The sequence below is a fragment of the Thermomonas sp. genome (assembly GCF_020850895.1).
Taxonomy (GTDB): Bacteria; Pseudomonadota; Gammaproteobacteria; order Xanthomonadales; family Xanthomonadaceae; genus Thermomonas.
The window spans coordinates 43,185-59,278 of sequence record NZ_JADZDS010000065.1 but is presented as its reverse complement, the minus strand read 5'-3'; the positions used below and the strand labels follow the sequence as shown (position 1 = coordinate 59,278).

Below are 16,094 nucleotides of genomic sequence, written 5' to 3'. Positions count from 1 at the left end.
GACGCCGCGATCAGCAACTACCTGTCCGCAATCACCGATGCCAGCAGCGCCGTGCCGGCGCGCAGTGCCTTCCCAGCGCAGGCCAACGGCAGCTTCGTCAAACTGATGGACCTGCGCTACGGCGAGAACCCGCATCAGCAGGCCGCGTTCTACCGCGACCTGTATCCGGCGCCCGGCTCACTGGCGACGTTTACCCAATTGCAGGGAAAGGAACTCAGCTTCAACAACATCGCAGACAGCGATGCAGCGTGGGAATGCGTGCGCCAGTTCGATGCCCCGGCCTGCGTGATCGTGAAGCACGCCAACCCCTGCGGCGTTGCCGTGGGCAACGGCTGCGCGGACAGCTACGAAGCGGCCTATGCCACCGATCCCACCAGTGCCTTCGGCGGCATCCTCGCCTTCAATACCAAGCTCGATGGCGCCACCTGCAAAACCATCCTGGATCGCCAGTTCGTCGAAGTCTTGATCGCCCCGGATTACGACGACGACGCGCTGGCCTACGCAAAAAAGAAAGCGAACGTCCGCGTACTGCGCATTCCGCTGGCACCGGTCACGCCCGGCTTCATCGACAGCAAGCGGGTCAACTCCGGGATGCTGCTGCAAACCGCCGACGCCCACGTTGTCACCCGTGATGCATTGAAGGTGGTGAGCACGCTGGCCCCCACCGAAGCGCAATTTGCCGACCTGCTGTTTGCCTGGAAGGTGGCGAAATTCGTCAAGTCCAACGCGATCGTCTATGCCAAGGACAGCCGCACCATTGGCGTCGGTGCCGGGCAGATGAGCCGCGTGTATTCGGCCCGCATCGCCGGGATCAAGGCCGTGGACGCGGGCTTGATCGTGCCCGGCTCGGTGATGGCCAGCGATGCGTTCTTCCCGTTCCGCGACGGCATCGACGCCGCGGCCGAGGCTGGCATCAAGGCGGTGATTCAACCGGGCGGCTCGATGCGCGACAGCGAAGTGATTGCGGCTGCGAATGAACACGGGATTGCGATGGTGTTTACTGGTGTCAGGCATTTCCGCCACTGAGGACGCCGCCATGGCCAATGTTTCCGCTCGCATCATCCACCCACTGGTCTTCGGCAGCCTGCTGGCGGTGGCCGCCTGCAGCGGTGGCAACAGCGACACCCGGCAGGCGCTTGCGCAGGTGCAGGCGACGATGGCCGCGGCCTTGCCCAAACCCTATATCGAGGACCTCGTGGTCGAATCGGTCAAGGTGGAAGGCAACGCCTTGGTGGAAGTGATCCGCAGCCCGCTCGGCACCGCAGCCAAGACCCGACAAAACCCCCGTTTCAACGAACTCCAGCAGGCCGAGCAAATCGACCTGCTGAAGTGGTGCCTTGAGCCCGACGTCCGTCCCCTGTTACACACCACCGCGGTCCTGAAGAGGCGTTTCGTCGATCGCCACGGCGGGGTGTTCTTCGAGGTCTCGATGCCCGCCCGCGATTGCCCGAGCGCAACGCACGATGCCGGCGCACACACGCCCCCGTGAGGAGAGGAGATTGAGAGTCCTGGTCATCGGTTCCGGCGGCCGAGAACACGCGCTGGCGTGGAAGCTGGCGCTGTCGCCCTGCGTCTCCGACGTGCTGGTGGCGCCCGGCAATGCCGGCACCGCGCTCGAGGCCAAATGCCGCAACGTGCCGATCAAGGTCACCGACCTCGACGGCCTGCTGCGACTTGCGCAAAGCGAAGGCGTTGCGCTGACCGTGGTCGGCCCGGAAGTGCCGCTGGTGGCCGGCGTGGTGGATCGCTTCCGCGCCGCGGGCTTGCGGATTTTCGGCCCCACCGCTGCCGCGGCCCAGCTGGAAGGCAGCAAGGCGTTCGCCAAGGCGTTCCTCGCCCGTCACGGCATCCCCACCGCGTTCTACGCCGTGCATACCGATGTCGACGCCGCACTTGCCTACGTGCACGACAAGGGCGCGCCGATCGTGATCAAGGCCGATGGCCTGGCCGCGGGCAAGGGCGTGATCGTGGCGATGACCCTGGCCGAAGCCGAAGCCGCAGTGCGTGACATGCTCTCCGGCAATGCCTTCGGTGATGCCGGCGCGCGCGTGGTCATCGAAGAATTTCTGGACGGCGAAGAAGCCAGCTTCATCTCGATGGTGGACGGCACCACCGCATTGCCGATGGCGACCTCGCAGGACCACAAGCGCGTGGGCGATGGCGACACCGGCCCCAATACCGGCGGCATGGGCGCGTACTCGCCGGCGCCGGTCGTCACCCCCGATGTGCACGCCCGCGTCATGCGCGAGGTGGTCAATCCCACGGTGCAGGGGATGCTCGCCGATGGCATTCCGTTCACCGGTTTCCTGTACGCCGGGCTGATGATCGACGCCAGCGGCGCGCCCAAGGTGATCGAATTCAACGTGCGCTTCGGTGACCCGGAAACCCAACCGGTGATGCTGCGCCTGCAATCGGATCTGGTCGAGCTCGTCGAGGCCGCGATCGACGGCAGGCTCGCAGGCGTTGCAGCGCAGTGGGATCCACGTCCGGCGCTGGGCGTGGTGATGGCCGCCAAGCCCTACCCCGAGTCACCGATCAGCGGCGACGTGATCAGCGGGCTGGATGCGGTGCCGGCGCAGGCCAAGGTGTTCCATGCCGGGACCGCGCAGGATGCCGGTGGACGCGTGCTGAGTGCGGGCGGCCGGGTGTTGTGCGTGACCGCGCTGGGCGACTCCGTGCTGGACGCACAGCGCAATGCCTATGCGGGCGTTGCCTCCATCCACTGGACCCACGAATTCCATCGCAACGACATCGGCTGGCGGGCAGTCGCACGCGAACGACGCTGAACAACGATCTCCCGGGAGCCACCATGCGCTGTGTGCAGATCTTCGAACTCGGCAAGCCCCTGCAGCAACGCGAGACTGCACTGCCCGAGCCCGGGCCTGGCGAAATCCGCATCCGCATCGAAGCGGCCGGGATGTGCCATTCCGACACCCATTACCGTGATGGCATCGCCAGTGTCGCGCGCTTGCCGATCACGCCGGGACACGAGATCGCCGGCCGCGTGGATGCCCTCGGCCCGGGCGTGGATTCGGTGGACATCGGTGATCGCGTCGCACTGCACTACCTCGTCACCTGCGGTCGCTGCGACGCCTGCGCACGCGGCCTGGAGCAGTTCTGTCGGCACGGGAAGATGCTCGGCAAGCACCTCGACGGCGGCTATGCCCAATACACGGTAGCCCCGGCGCACAACGCGATCCCCGTGGCCGACGGCGTCGGTGCGGCGGAAGCGGCGATCCTGATGTGCTCCAGCGCCACCGCCTTCCATGCCTTGCGCAAGGCACGGCTCGCACCCGGTGATCGCGTCGCGGTGTTCGGCAGCGGCGGACTGGGCCTGTCGGCCATCCAACTGGCTTTTGCTTGTGGAGCCGCGCAGGTCTTTGCCGTCGACATCGACCCGGGCAAGCTCGCCACAGCACGCGGCTTCGGCGCCACGCCGATCGATCCGGCCGACGGCCCGCCGGTGCGGCAGCTGCGCGAAGCCACCGGCGGTGACGGGGTCGAGGTCGCCCTGGAGTTTGCCGGCCTGCCGCTGACCCAACGCCAGGCGGTGGCGGCGCTGGCGGTGCAAGGTCGCGCCGCGATTGCCGGGATCACCCAAGCGCCGTTCGAGGTGGACAGCTTCGGCGACCTGATCTGCCGTGAAACGGAAGTGATCGGGGTCTCCGACCATCTACGCAGTGAGTTGGTGACCCTGATGGACTTCCTGCACCGCGGCAAGCTCGACCTCAAGGGCGTGATCGCCGACACCATTCCGCTCGATGCCGACGTCATCAACCAGCGGCTGGACGCACTGGCCGGCTTTCGCGGCCACACTCGCACCGTGATCACACCCTGATGCCGGATCGCTCCCGGACCGGATCAGGTCGCAATCTTGCGGTAGAGGGCGTGGATGGACTTGACCACGCTGACCCTGAATTCCGGATCGAGCGGCGTCTGGGCATTGGCGGACAGGAAATGCGGTTCCGCATTCGGGTCGATGACGCGCACATCACCCTGTTCGGCTCCCGGCTCCTCGCACACGCTCCACCCTGGCAGGCACAGCACCGGAATGACCGGAACCGGACGCCCCAGCAGCTCGCCAAGGTAATCGGCTAGCCAGCGCGCCTGCATGCGCGACTGCTCCAGGGGCCTGGTTTCGGCCCAGTGCGGGAAATGCAGGGTGTTGCCGTCATAGCGCACTTCGGCTTTTGCACCGTTGCCGCCCTTGCGACGCGCCTTGGTCTCCAACGCGAACACGGCCGTGTTGCCGATGATCACATGGTCGATATCGAAATCCCGCACCGGGACCTCGTGGAAAACCTGGCAACCCAGTGCCTGCAGCCCATCCAGCTCGCGCGCCACGGCCACCTCGGCGCGCACGCCATCACCGCCACCGCGCCGCTCCTCCCACAACACCGAAAGCTGGCGGATGGTCAGCCCCGCCCAACCCACCGCAAGCAGCAGTATCGCCCCGTCGATCCAGGACAAGCGCAACGCGGTCCATGGGATCTGCGAGGCCACCACGGCGACCCAAGCCGCCATGCCAAAGATCAGCATCTGCACGGTCAGCCACTGGATCTTGTCGCTGCGCTCCTCGATGCGCCGGCGCTGGCGCTCCGCCGGCAGTTTGGAGGCCACGTCATCGACCGCATCCTGTGCCTTCAGCATGCGGCTCTGGTTCACTTGCCAATGGATGACAGCCAGAGCCAGTGCCAGCGGGAAGCTGGTGGCAATCACCGTCACCATGCCCAAGCCTCGTGCATCCATGGAACTCTCCTCAGGCGCGATTGCGCCGCATCGATTTCAGAACAACCAGCGCTGCGGTGGCCAGCATGACGCCGAACCATGCCAGACCAGCCGGCTCTCGTTGGCCACCCCGGTCAGGCGGGGCTCGAACAGGGCTTCATGGTCGACGATGCGCGCTGCGCCCCACGATAGCCCATGGTGGCACACAGCAACGCACCGGTCGCGAGGATCATCAGCATGGCGGCGTGCGGCACGCTGGCGCGGCGGGCGAGAGACATGGTGCCTCCTGACTGGATGGGGCCTTGGCTTCCGGTGGGGAGACCTGCGGCAGCGGAATGATACCGCCACCGGAACCGCCTCCAGCATCCGTTATCCTCCCGTGGTACTTCAGCAGGCGTTTCCATGTCCGGCCACAGCCAGTTCAACCTGCTCTCCCAGCGCCGCTTCCTGCCCTATTTCATCGTGCAGGGGCTGGGCGCGTTCAACGACAACGTCTATCGGCAGGCCATCATCGGCTTGCTGGCATTCATGGCGGTGGGCAGCGCCCAGATGGGGCTGTACGCGAACCTCGCGCCGGCGATCTTCATCCTGCCGTTCTTCCTGTTTTCGGCCAGCGCCGGGCAGATCGCAGAGCGATTGGAGAAACAGAAGCTCATCGTGATCACCACCACGATGGAGATCGCGATCATGTCGCTGGCGGCAGTGGGTTTCCTGCTGCAGAGCATGCCGGTGCTGCTGGTGGCGCTGTTCTGCACCGGCATGCAGTCCACCCTGTTCGGGCCGGTGAAATATTCGATCCTGCCCTCGGTGCTCAAGCCCGAAGAACTGACCGGCGGCAATGGCTTGGTCGAAATGGGCACCTCGCTGTCGATCCTCGTCGGCATGATCTTCGGCGGGCTGATCTTCCAGCTCGCCGGCGCGCACGGCCCGCAGGTGGCGGCGGTGTCGGTGATCCTGATGGCGATCGCCGGGAATCTGGTTGCGCGGCGCATCCCCAAGGTCGATGCCGGCAATCCCGAACTCAAGGTGGACTGGAACGTGCTGCGGGTCAGCCTGCAAATCTGGCAGCTCACCCGCCAGCGGCTGGCAGTGCGCAACGCGGTGCTGGGAGTAAGCTGGTTCTGGTTCGTCGGCACCATTCTCACCGCGCAGTTGCCGGTGTATGCACAGGACAACCTCGGCGGCACCCAGAATCTCTATATCTTCGCGTTGGCGTTGTTCTCGGTGGGCGCCGGCATCGGCTCGATGTCCTGCGAAAAACTCTCGGGTCGCACGGTCGAAATCGGCCTGGTGCCGCTGGGCGCACTCGGCATCAGCGCCTTCCTGCTCGACCTGTATTTCGCCCGCCCCGGCCAGGCGTTGGCGCAAGGGATGACGGTCGCGCAATTCGCGCAGGCGCCGGGGAGCTGGCGGATCGTCATGGATCTGGTCGGCGTGGGCCTGTTCACCGGTTTCTTCGTGGTGCCGCTGTTCGCCCTGATCCAGAGCCGCACGCCGCGGACTGAGTTGGCGCGAGTGATCGCCGGGATGAACATCCAGAACGCGATGTTCATCGTGCTTGCGGCCTTGATCGGTATTTTCGTGCAGCGCGTGTTGGGTTGGACGATCCCGCAGTTGTTCCTTGCCTTGGCAATCGCCAACACGCTCGTGGCGCTCTGGATCTTCACCATCGTCCCAGAGTTCCTGATGCGTTTCCTGTGCTGGCTGATGGTACGCAGCTTGTACCGGCTGAAGCTGCACGGGATCGAGGCCAACGTGCCCGACGAAGGCGCGGCGCTGCTGGTGTGCAACCACGTCAGTTTCATGGACGCGCTGGTGTTGGGGGCCTGCATTCCGCGGCCGGCGCGCTTCGTGATGTATTACAAGATCTTCAACATCCCGGTGCTGCGCTGGATCTTCAAGACCGCCAAGACCATCCCGATTGCCGGCGCACGCGAGGATCCCGAGGTGATGGCGCGCGCATTCGACGCGGTGGATGCGGCGCTGGCCGAAGGCGAGCTGGTGTGCATCTTCCCGGAAGGCGCATTGACCCCGGACGGCCAGATCGCCCCGTTCCGGCCCGGCATGGAGAAGATCATGCAGCGTGCTGCCGCGCGCGGCCAGCAGGTGCCGGTGGTGCCGCTGGCGCTGAAGAACATGTGGGGCAGCATGTGGAGCAATCGCGACTCGCGCTTGCACCGCGCCCGCTTGCCGCGTCGGCTGTGGGCCAAGATCGAGGTGCTGGCCGGGGTGCCGGTGCCCGCCAGTGAAGCCAGTGCGGCGCTGCTGGAAGGAAAGGTGAAGGCGCTACGTGGTGATGCCGCGTAACCCACCTCAGACCGGCTTGTGCACCATCAGCCAGAAAATCGCGATCACGCTGATGAAAGCCGGCCAGCCCAGCCAGAACCACCAGCGCATCACCCGCGCGTAGGCCGGCGGCAACGGCATGCCCGCTTCGACCGCGGCTCGGGCTAGGTCGCGGGCGCGCGCCTGCAGCCACACCACCGGCAGCCAGCAGGCGCCAATCACGAAGAACAGCAGCAAGGCCGTCCCAACCCAGAATTCGGTCAGCGGCAAGTGCAGCAACCACGCCAGCCACAGCCCGGTTCCGAGCTGGACGACGACCGCCGGCGCGGTAAACAGCGCGTCGGCGATCACCACCACCCGCGCGGTGGCGGCTATCTGGCGCGCATCGCCGCTGCGGTGCGCCATCCACATGAAAAACGCGATGCCCAAGCCGGTGCCCAGCAGCAGGGTCGATGACAGGATATGGATCCATTTCAGGGTCAGGTAGTCCACCGTCATCTCCGATCCACCAGCACCCACAGCACCGCCAGCGCCGGAATCAGGGCGATGTTCTTGATCAGTCCACCCAGTGGATCGAAGAGCTGCGCCGGGACAGTCAAACCAAAAACCAGCAGATAGGCCGATGTGCAGGCCAGCATCACCAGAACCACGCCACGCCGTCGGCGTGCAAATGCAAGCCACAGCGCCAAGGCAATGTCGAGGACGCCGGCACCGCGTGCCAACGCCAGCGGCGCCACCGCTTCGAGCACGGTTCCTTGCGCCAGCGCCTCGATTCGCGCTGTCGGCGCCGTCAGGCCAACGACACCCGACAGCAGCCACAGCAGCACCATGCTCCACGTCAGCCAGGGGGCGAGGAAATACAGCTGCGCCGCCCAGCGGTCCTGCATCTGGCTGGGTGCGTCTTGCAACACCTCCTCCAAAGCCCGCACGCGCAGCCCGAAGACGGCGTGGGCACGCCGGTGCGCGTCGCCTGCCGTGCGATTGCCGCGCAGCAGCATGTTCCAGATCGTGCGGTTGACGGGGCCACGGCCCAACCATTGCCCGAGTGCCACCTGTGCCCGCACCAGCGGCAGCGGCACCTGCCAGGCACGGTCGCCCGGAATCTGCAGCCATCTTCGCCAGACCTGCTGGTAATCGCGCAGCGCGATCGGTTGCTCGCAGCCCAATTCGTACACGCCGCGTTCGCCGCCCCCGCATGCCGCCGCAACCACCTCGCCCAGATCCTCTGCGCACAGCGGCTGGAAGGTCCAGCGCCCATCCCCCGGCAACACCATCCGCCACGGAAACGCGGCCAGCGCCCGCAGCAGCGAGGTGCCGCCGTAGGACCCGCTGCGTGAATACACCACCGAAGGACGCAGCACCACCGCCTCCACCGGCAGCGCCAGCAGGGCCGCGTCGAAGCGGTGCTTGGAAGCAATGAAGCCGCCGTCGTCGGGATGCCCCAGCGCCGACACCTGCACGAAGCGGATGCCGCGGGCAGCGCAAGCACGTGCCAGAGCGAGCGGCGCTCGTTCGTGCACCGCCTCGAAGGACTGCCGGCCTTCTTCGCGCAGGATACCGGCGGCATTGACGACCACGGACACGCCGTCCAGTGCCCTCGTCCAGGCCTCCTCGTCCTGCATCCGGGTCAGGTCACCCGGCACCTCGTCCGCATCCAAGCTGCGTCCCTGTGGTCGCGCCAGCACGCGCACGCGCCAGCCGCGCCGGCGCAGCGCGGCAACGATGAATCCGCCGAGAAACCCCCGACCTCCCACCACCAGGGCACAGCCGAATTCCACCACCTCACGCCTCCATCAGTTGCCAATGCATGGCCTTGATGCTGCCTGCTGCCTGCTGCCTGCCCCATTGTCCCTGCCGATCTGGACGCTGTCGAAGGCCGGAATGGAACGTCCCGCGTCGCTGATTCCTGGTTTGATTTTCGTGCGACCATGCGAACCGTCGCCCCACGATCCAAGCATGCGCAACCGTTCGTGTTGAAGGTCTTCGCGACGTCCCCGACAGCCGATGTTCCCACTGGAGCCTGCCGCAATGAACACTCAAATGCGCCCCATTTCCAACAACATGGTCTGGGCGATCCTGTCCACCCTGTTCTGCTGCCTTCCGTTGGGCATCGTTTCCATCATCCATGCCGCCAAGGTTGATGGGCTGGTGGCGGCCGGCAATTACGCCGCCGCGCAGGAGGCCGCCGACAAGGCCAAGTCGTGGGCGATCTGGGCTGCCGGAGCCTTCGTTGTCCTGCTCATACTCTACGTCGCATTCATCCTGGTGATTGGCATTTCGGCCACCGGCATGGGTCTGCACTGAGTGGACACCCCGCAAGTCCAGCTTGGCTCCGTTCGACCTGGCACTGGACTGCGCCATGTCCACACGGCTTGGCTGCGCACGCGCAGCCGCTACGCCACGCTGACGGCAGTGTCCTTGCTCGGCCTCGGTGCGTTCGCGCTGCTGCGCCAGGTCGACCCCAACGTCGCCGGCAACCCGCTGCCGCCTTGTCCGTTTCACACCCTGACCGGGCTGTTTTGTCCGGGCTGCGGCAGCACCCGCTGCCTGTACGCGCTGACCCATCTGGACCTGACCGGCGCGCTGGCGATGAATCCGCTGCTGGTTGTTTCGTTGCCACCGCTGGCGCTGCTGGTACTGCACGGCGCCGGCCTGCTGCCGCGGCAGTTGCTGGGGCTGGCGGCGTCTTTGGCCAACCCACGCCTGTGGTTGGTGCTGCTGCCGGGTTTTGCCTTCCTGCGCAACCTGCCGTGGATGCCATTCGCCCTGCTGGCTCCCGGCTGATCCCGACCGGTGACGCGTATCAGGCAGCCAAGCCCTGAAGCCATGCCTGGATCACGTGCCGGGCGATCGACAGCGGCGCCGGCAGGACGATGCCATCGCCCTCATGCTCGGCGTCCTTCCAGTCCCGTGCGAGACCGGCGCGCACCGCTTCTGGATCGAACCAGCGCGCATCCTCCAACTCGTCCCCGACGTTCGGCTCATCCGCTGCTGCCTGTGCAACGAACCCCAGCATCAGCGCGCTCGGGAAGGGCCAGGGCTGCGAGGCGAGGTAGCGCGCGGCGCGCGGATCCACCCGCACGCCCGTTTCCTCCAGCACTTCGCGGGCCACGGTCTGTTCCAGCGTTTCACCCGGCTCGACGAATCCGGCAATCACCGACCAGCGCCGCTTCGGCCAGCTGGCCTGTCGTCCGAGCAACAACCGCTGGCCGTCGGTCACGGCGACGATGATGGCCTGGTCGGTGCGCGGAAAGTGCTCGCTGTTGCAGGCATCACAGCGGCCCAACCAACCCGCACGCTCAAACCGCAGTGCATTGCCGCAGGCACCGCAGAACCGGTGCCGGCAATGCCAGTGCTGGAGCGCGCGCGCTTGGGCGAACAGCGTGGCCTGCCACGCCGGCCAGCGTGCCGCCGCACTGCGCAGGTCGATTCGCTGCGGTGCGTCGATCTGAGGTGCCTCGGCCAGGAACCACGCCCTGCCTTCGCACTGGCCCAAGAACGTGTGCGTGCCCGGTCCTTCGCCCAGCATGGCGCCGACCAGTGTCAGCGGCATCCCGTCGCTGTCCGCCAGCACGCGCCCTTCCGCATCCAACGCAATCACGCCTGCGTGCGGCCACAACTTCGCCAGGGCTTCCGGAGCGTCACGCAGCGCATCGGCACGGTCCAGTGCTCCGTCCACGAATGCAAAGGGCGACAGCGGATCCATGGCGGCCATGCTCACTCGATGCTGCCGCAGCCGCAGGTCGTCTTGGCGTTCGGATTGCGGATCACGAACTGGGCACCGGTCAGTGATTCAACGTAATCGACCTCGGATCCGGCGAGGTACTGCAGGCTGAGCGGATCGACCAGCAGGCTGGCGCCGTCGGTGATGATCACGATGTCATCTGCGTTCTGGCCGTCATCGAACTCGAAGCCGTACTGGAATCCGGTGCAGCCACCGCCCAAGATGAAGGCACGCAGCTTGAGCGATGCATCGCCCTCGTCCGCAAGCAGTTCGCGCACCTTGGCTGCAGCCGCCGCAGTGAACGTCATCGGCGCAGGCGGCATCAGCGCAAGGAATCGTTCCAGGACCGTTGTCTCCACCCGGGCAGGATGGCGCGAAGCAGGCCCGGATTCAACCGCCCCGTGCTTGCGAGGCATGGGTCTGCGCACCCTCGGCATCCCCATCGCCAGCGGCCTCGCTCCAGCCGAACGATTGTTCAACCACCGACCCGGCCTTGGGTTGCAGGCGCACGATCACGCGCACGGGTTCGGCGCCCGCCGGCAGCAGGATATCGCCCTCGACCTGTTGGAAATACTTGAAGGCATAGTCGATGCCGCTGGCCCTGGGCTGCTGGCGCAAGGCATTCCAGTCGAACGTACGCATTCGGCCAGCCGAAGTGGCCTCAAGCGCCAGTTCCAAGCGGCCGCTGCTCATCGCATCGCGGATCTGGTTCTGGGTGAGGGTGGCGACGAAATGCCAGACCCCCGGACTGCCCTGCGGTTTCAGCCGCAGTTCGTGCACGCTCAATCCGTGCCGCTGCCCGGCCGCACCGACGAAACGCTCGTAGAAGGCGACATCGGCGCGCAGGCTGGCGATTTCCTCGACGCGGTCGGAAAGGGTCGCCTGCAGGTCCTGGTTCGCCTTGCGGCTGATCTGGTCGGAACGCGCAAGCGTGGTCGCCTGCTGTTCGAGCGTGTCGATCCTGCGTTCCTGCGCCTCGAGGCGTTCACGCGCATTCGGTGGGATAGGGCCGAAACTGCGCCACGCACCCCATAAGCCAAGCAGCAATGCACTCGCCACCAGCACGACCACGGCGGCCCTCGGGTGTCCCGGCTTGTGCACCATCGCATTCGCAGCTGGGTTCTCCATCGTGTCGGATATCGCACCGCTGGCATTCGGCGTCAAGCCTTGGTGCAATCAATCATCCCACCCGCCCCATCCGCGGGGGCCCCATTGCCTACGTTTTGCGTCAGAATCAAACCCCTGTGGGCCCTTTGGGTCCACCATCGTCGGAAACCGTAGCGACCCGACCGCGTGACCCACGGCGGGAGTTCGGTATTGCGAGGTAAGGATGAACGAAACAGCCAACGGTAATTCCCCGTCCTCCCAACCAGACGCCGCGGCGTCCGATCGCTACCGCGTGCTCATCGTCGAGGACGACCGCAGTCAGGCCCTGTTTGCCGAAGCCATCCTGCGCGGCGCCGGCATGGACGCGGAAGTGGTGTCCATGCCTGAACTGCTGATGGAAACGCTTGAACGCTTCGAGCCCGAGCTCGTGCTGATGGACTTGCACATGCCAGGTACCAGCGGCACCTCGCTGACGACACAGATCCGCGAGCATCCCCGTTTCGAACACATCCCGGTGGTGTTCCTGACCGGCGACCAAAATCCGGACAGCCAACTGGACGCGCTCGAACACGGTGGCGACGATTACATCGTCAAGCCGGTGCGGCCTCGCCACTTGGTGGTGGCCGTGCAGAACAGGATCCGCCGCGCTCGCGCCATCAACCACAGCCAGCAGGCACCGGCCGAGATCGATCGCCATCCCCTGACCGGATTGCACACCCGGCCCACGCTGATGAAGATCCTTTCCCAGCACGCCGTCTCGGGCAGTCCTGGCGGAGCCCTGCTCATCGAGATGGGAAACGCCGCCGCGCTCCACGACCGCTTCGGTTTCGCGGAATTCGAAGACCTGATCAACTCGGCAGGACGCAAGCTCCGCGAGCTGACGAAACACGAAGCTGCGGCACGCCTGAGCGACAACGCCTTCTTCGTCATCGCCAATGGCTTGGATGCTGGCGGATTGGAGGAATTCGCACGTCGCCTGCGCGACGGCATCGGCTACACCGACTTCCGGGTCGGGGACACCACCCTGCGCTTGCGCTGCACCATCGGCTACACCTCGTTCGATCACGGATTCAAGGATTCCGCCGATGTGCTCGCAGCCGCCGAGGACGCCGCCCGCGAGGCACATGGTTCGCCCATCGGGATCGCCCGCTTCGTTCCCGCCGACCGCATCGCCGCCAACGAGATCGCAGAAGAATTGCGTTCCGCGCTGGCTCCCGGAAGCGACACCCTGTACCTGGCGTTCCAGCCGGTGGTGGCCGTGGCCGGTGGCGACGAGGCACGTTACCAGGTCCTTGCGCGGATGCGCGGTGCCGACGGCAGCGTGCGCAAGGCCGCGGAATTCATCGATACCGCCCAGACCGCAGGCCTGCTCTCGCAACTGGATCGCTGGGTGATGCAGCATGCGCTCGACCTGCTGCGCGAGCGTCGGCGGACGGCACGGCCGGTCAAGCTCATCGTGTCCCAATCGCCGAGGTCGTTGGCCCAGGAGGGTTATGCCGACTGGCTCCAGCAGGAAATCGTGGCCGCAGGCATCGAAGGCCAGGCATTGATCATCGACGTGCGGTTGGAAGACGCGATGGTCCACGCGGTCCTGCTGCGTGAATTCTGCAGACAGATGCTCCCGTCAGGGGTGCAATTTTCCCTCAGCCAGTACCGGCACAACATGGAATCCTCCATGCTGCTGGACCAGCTTCCGCTCGGATACCTGCGTCTGGCATCTGATTTCGCGCAACTGCCGCTGGCCCAGACGCTGCACGACGAGATGCGCCAGGCCATCCAACACGCACACCGGCAGGGGCTGCAGGTCATCGCACAGGGCGTGGAGGATCCCCAAGCCGCCGCCGCGCTGTGGATTGGCGGGATTGACTTCATCCAGGGCAACCTCGTCCATCGCCCCGAACAGACACTGGACTTCGACTTCCGGAGCGCAACCCTGTGAGTGCCATCGACCCCGCTGACTACGGGCGCAACATGCTGGTGACCCGCTGGCTGGCCTTGGGTGCGGCGGCCGGCGCCGCCCTGTCCCTGGTGATCGAACGGTTCGGCCTGCAAGGTCCGTGGCAGTTGATTGCACTGGTGCTTGCACTGTTGGCACTGTTCGCAACGACCACGCTGGCCTTCGTGGTTCGGCAACGCGAAAACCGTCTGCAGGAACACGCCGAGCAAAGCCGACGCAATGCCGAGGAAATCGACTCGCTGCAGCAGGAGATCAGCCGCCACACTCAACTCGAGAAGGAGTTGACCCAAGCCAAGCAAGCGGCCGAATCGGCGGTGATGGCCAAGGGCGAGTTCCTCGCCACGATGAGCCACGAAATCCGCACCCCGCTCAACGGCATCATCCCGATGCTCGACCTGCTGTCGAACACCCGCCTGGCGCTCGAGCAACAGGAATTCCTGCGCACCGCGTCCGCTTCGGCGCAGCAACTGCTGCGGATCGTCGACGACATCCTTGATTATTCGAAGCTGGAGGCCAACCGCCTCGAACTTGAAACCACCGGCTTCAACTTGCGCGAGTTGATGCAGAGTGTACTCACCCTCATGCAGCGGCCCGCCGAGGCCAAGGGCCTTCGCCTGACCCTGCAGATCGAAAATTCCGTGCGGCTTCCGGTCCGCGGAGACCCGGTCCGGCTGCGGCAGATCCTCAGCAACCTGCTGAGCAACGCAATCAAGTTCACGGAGCACGGCAGCGTCACCATGAACGTGCGCCGCATGGGTGAATCGTCCACCCAGCACCAACTGCGCTTCGAGGTCCAGGACACCGGCATCGGCATTGATGCCGCCACCCGCGCCAAGTTGTTCCAGCCGTTCAGCCAGGCCGACGCATCGACCACCCGGCTGTACGGTGGCACCGGCCTCGGGCTGGTGATTTCGCAACGCATCGTCGGGCTGATGGGCGGCCGCATCGGGGTCGAATCCGAGCCCGGCCGTGGCTCCTTGTTCTGGTTCGAGGTGCCGCTGCTCAAGGTTCAGGGTGACATCACCGAACGCCGCCAGGAACTGCACGGCGGCCGCGTGCTGCTGATCACCACCGATGCCAAGCTGCGCATGCGACTGACCCTGCTGCTGCCCAACTGGGGGCTGCGGGTGACCGTGGTGGAAAACACCCACGATGCGCTCGAGCGCATGCGCCAGGCCAACCAACAGGGTGAACCCTGGAATTTTTCCGTTGTCCTTGCCGACCTTTCGAGCATCCGCAGCACAGCGGTTTCTCTGGCCCGCAACCTGGAACGCCGCGACCAATACGGCACTTCGCGGCTCGTGTACCTGCGTGGCGAGGAGGTCACATCGCAGGACCTGCCGATCGGGGCGAGCATCCTCTCCCGCACCGCGGCGGATGCCGAACTGCGATCGGCCCTGTCCGCCTCCGGGGTCGCGTGGGCGCAACACGACCCGCATCCGGCCCCGGCCCCTGCGCCCACGCCGAAGGTCGAACTCGGCCGCAAGGCCAAGATCCTGCTGGTGGAGGACAACCCGGTCAACCTCATGGTCGCGCAGCGCCTGCTTGAGGTCCTTGGCGCTGAGTGCGACACCGCCGGCAACGGGCAGTCAGCACTGGCAAAACTGGACGAGGGTGATTACGACCTCGTGCTGATGGACTGCCAGATGCCGGTCCTCGACGGCTACTCGGCGACCCGACGTTGGCGTGATCTCGAACAGCAACGCAAGGCCCAACGCCGACTCCCGATCATCGCGATGACCGCCAATGCGATGGCCGGCGATCGCCGCAAATGCCTCGATGCCGGCATGGACGACTACCTGTCAAAACCGGTCAGCCGGGCCGAGCTTGAACAATGCATCGCGCGTTGGAAGGGGACGCAGATGCCGGTGCCGCAACCCGTCCAAGCGGCGACGGAGAGTCAGGACGCGGGGCGCCCCTCGACGCTCGACCTTGGCGTCCTCGGCGAACTGCGCGAGGTGCTCGGGGCGGAGGTGGACAAGATCATCTCGGTCTACCTGGAAGATGCGCCGCGGCTGATCGCTCAGCTTGAACACGCGGTTTCCGCGAGTAATCCGATCGCACTGCGCATCGCAGCGCACACGCTGAAATCCTCGAGCGCAAACGTCGGCGCGATGACCCTGTCCAACGCCGCCCGTGACCTAGAATACGGGGCACGTGACGGCACGCTGTCGCAACCGGCGGTGGCCGTCGCCCAGATCGTCAGTGAATTCAGCCAGGTGCGGGAAGCACTCAAGGCCGCCCTCGCGGCGGGCGGAAGCGGGAAAACCTGAACTCCGCCCGCCGGATCCG

General features: G+C 65.8%; 16 protein-coding genes. 9 read left to right on the top strand and 7 right to left on the bottom strand.

Annotated features, from left to right (window positions below; translation table 11 throughout):
* The 4 genes from purH to IT472_RS06445 all read left to right on the top strand — a co-directional run.
* A partial coding sequence (purH, locus tag IT472_RS06460) for a bifunctional phosphoribosylaminoimidazolecarboxamide formyltransferase/IMP cyclohydrolase (RefSeq protein WP_297180070.1) occupies nt 1-1,026 on the top strand: 1,026 nt, incomplete at its 5' end.
* 10 nt (nt 1,027-1,036) lie between these two features.
* Nucleotides 1,037-1,489, top strand: coding sequence for a hypothetical protein (locus IT472_RS06455; protein ID WP_297180068.1), 453 nt, complete (start codon nt 1,037-1,039; stop codon nt 1,487-1,489).
* Nucleotides 1,490-1,499: 10 nt separating this feature from the next.
* Nucleotides 1,500-2,786, top strand: a complete 1,287-nt coding sequence (purD, locus tag IT472_RS06450) for a phosphoribosylamine--glycine ligase (RefSeq protein WP_297180065.1) — start codon at nt 1,500-1,502, stop codon at nt 2,784-2,786.
* A gap of 23 nt (nt 2,787-2,809) precedes the next feature.
* Nucleotides 2,810-3,838, top strand: coding sequence for a zinc-binding dehydrogenase (locus IT472_RS06445; RefSeq protein ID WP_297180062.1), 1,029 nt, complete (start codon nt 2,810-2,812; stop codon nt 3,836-3,838).
* A gap of 23 nt (nt 3,839-3,861) precedes the next feature.
* On the opposite strand, the gene IT472_RS06440 is transcribed toward IT472_RS06445, so the two are convergent.
* Together IT472_RS06440 and IT472_RS06435 are read right to left on the bottom strand one after the other, a co-directional pair.
* A complete protein-coding gene (locus tag IT472_RS06440) occupies nt 3,862-4,749 on the bottom strand; it encodes a nuclease-related domain-containing protein (RefSeq protein ID WP_297180060.1) in 888 nt (295 codons plus the stop codon).
* Nucleotides 4,750-4,862: 113 nt separating this feature from the next.
* Nucleotides 4,863-5,006 carry a hypothetical protein gene (locus IT472_RS06435; RefSeq protein ID WP_297180057.1) on the bottom strand — a complete coding sequence of 48 codons (144 nt, stop codon included), beginning with the start codon at nt 5,004-5,006 and terminating at the stop codon, nt 4,863-4,865.
* Between the two features lie 124 nt (nt 5,007-5,130).
* Here IT472_RS06435 and IT472_RS06430 point away from each other — a divergent pair, with 124 nt between their 5' ends.
* Nucleotides 5,131-7,035 (top strand): MFS transporter, encoded by a 1,905-nt coding sequence (locus IT472_RS06430; RefSeq protein WP_297180053.1) that lies wholly within the window; start codon nt 5,131-5,133, stop codon nt 7,033-7,035.
* Nucleotides 7,036-7,041: 6 nt separating this feature from the next.
* On the opposite strand, the gene IT472_RS06425 is transcribed toward IT472_RS06430, so the two are convergent.
* Entirely contained in the window at nt 7,042-7,512 is a 471-nt protein-coding gene (locus IT472_RS06425) for a DUF2269 domain-containing protein (protein WP_297180050.1), read from the bottom strand.
* Entirely contained in the window at nt 7,509-8,795 is a 1,287-nt protein-coding gene (locus IT472_RS06420; protein WP_297180047.1) for an SDR family oxidoreductase, read from the bottom strand. The genes IT472_RS06425 and IT472_RS06420 overlap by 4 nt, the downstream gene beginning before the upstream one ends.
* A 247-nt stretch (nt 8,796-9,042) precedes the next feature.
* Here IT472_RS06420 and IT472_RS06415 point away from each other — a divergent pair, with 247 nt between their 5' ends.
* A complete protein-coding gene (locus IT472_RS06415; RefSeq protein WP_297180044.1) occupies nt 9,043-9,318 on the top strand; it encodes a CD225/dispanin family protein in 276 nt (91 codons plus the stop codon).
* A gap of 72 nt (nt 9,319-9,390) precedes the next feature.
* Nucleotides 9,391-9,798, top strand: a complete 408-nt coding sequence (locus IT472_RS06410; protein ID WP_297180096.1) for a DUF2752 domain-containing protein — start codon at nt 9,391-9,393, stop codon at nt 9,796-9,798.
* A 19-nt stretch (nt 9,799-9,817) separates the two neighbouring features.
* Here the strand turns inward: IT472_RS06410 and nudC are convergent, their stop codons facing one another.
* The 3 genes from nudC to IT472_RS06395 form a co-directional block, all read right to left on the bottom strand.
* Entirely contained in the window at nt 9,818-10,729 is a 912-nt protein-coding gene (gene nudC, locus IT472_RS06405) for an NAD(+) diphosphatase (protein WP_297180041.1), read from the bottom strand.
* 2 nt (nt 10,730-10,731) lie between these two features.
* Nucleotides 10,732-11,061, bottom strand: coding sequence for an iron-sulfur cluster insertion protein ErpA (erpA, locus tag IT472_RS06400; RefSeq protein WP_297180093.1), 330 nt, complete (start codon nt 11,059-11,061; stop codon nt 10,732-10,734).
* Between the two features lie 67 nt (nt 11,062-11,128).
* Nucleotides 11,129-11,866 carry a DUF6776 family protein gene (locus IT472_RS06395; RefSeq protein ID WP_297180038.1) on the bottom strand — a complete coding sequence of 246 codons (738 nt, stop codon included), beginning with the start codon at nt 11,864-11,866 and terminating at the stop codon, nt 11,129-11,131.
* Nucleotides 11,867-12,068: 202 nt separating this feature from the next.
* Here IT472_RS06395 and IT472_RS06390 point away from each other — a divergent pair, with 202 nt between their 5' ends.
* Both IT472_RS06390 and IT472_RS06385 read left to right on the top strand, forming a co-directional pair.
* Nucleotides 12,069-13,784: an EAL domain-containing response regulator gene (locus tag IT472_RS06390; protein WP_297180035.1), complete on the top strand. Its 1,716-nt coding sequence runs from the start codon at nt 12,069-12,071 to the stop codon at nt 13,782-13,784.
* Nucleotides 13,785-13,834: 50 nt separating this feature from the next.
* The gene (locus IT472_RS06385; protein ID WP_297180090.1) at nt 13,835-16,075 is read left to right on the top strand and encodes an ATP-binding protein; all 2,241 of its coding nucleotides are present in this window, start codon (nt 13,835-13,837) and stop codon (nt 16,073-16,075) included.
* The last annotated feature ends 19 nt before the right edge of the window (nt 16,076-16,094 follow it).

Bases quoted from the DNA above. Each gene is read 5' to 3' on its own strand.
- IT472_RS06435 (WP_297180057.1), bottom strand. From the start codon at position 5,006: ATGTCTCTCGCCCGCCGCGCCAGCGTGCCGCACGCCGCCATGCTGATG.
- IT472_RS06425 (WP_297180050.1), bottom strand. From the start codon at position 7,512: ATGACGGTGGACTACCTGACCCTGAAATGGATCCATATCCTGTCATCG.
- IT472_RS06390 (WP_297180035.1), top strand. From the start codon at position 12,069: ATGAACGAAACAGCCAACGGTAATTCCCCGTCCTCCCAACCAGACGCC.
- IT472_RS06395 (WP_297180038.1), bottom strand. From the start codon at position 11,866: ATGGAGAACCCAGCTGCGAATGCGATGGTGCACAAGCCGGGACACCCG.
- IT472_RS06430 (WP_297180053.1), top strand. From the start codon at position 5,131: ATGTCCGGCCACAGCCAGTTCAACCTGCTCTCCCAGCGCCGCTTCCTG.
- IT472_RS06440 (WP_297180060.1), bottom strand. From the start codon at position 4,749: ATGGATGCACGAGGCTTGGGCATGGTGACGGTGATTGCCACCAGCTTC.
- IT472_RS06445 (WP_297180062.1), top strand. From the start codon at position 2,810: ATGCGCTGTGTGCAGATCTTCGAACTCGGCAAGCCCCTGCAGCAACGC.
- erpA (WP_297180093.1), bottom strand. From the start codon at position 11,061: ATGCCGCCTGCGCCGATGACGTTCACTGCGGCGGCTGCAGCCAAGGTG.
- IT472_RS06415 (WP_297180044.1), top strand. From the start codon at position 9,043: ATGAACACTCAAATGCGCCCCATTTCCAACAACATGGTCTGGGCGATC.
- nudC (WP_297180041.1), bottom strand. From the start codon at position 10,729: ATGGCCGCCATGGATCCGCTGTCGCCCTTTGCATTCGTGGACGGAGCA.
- IT472_RS06455 (WP_297180068.1), top strand. From the start codon at position 1,037: ATGGCCAATGTTTCCGCTCGCATCATCCACCCACTGGTCTTCGGCAGC.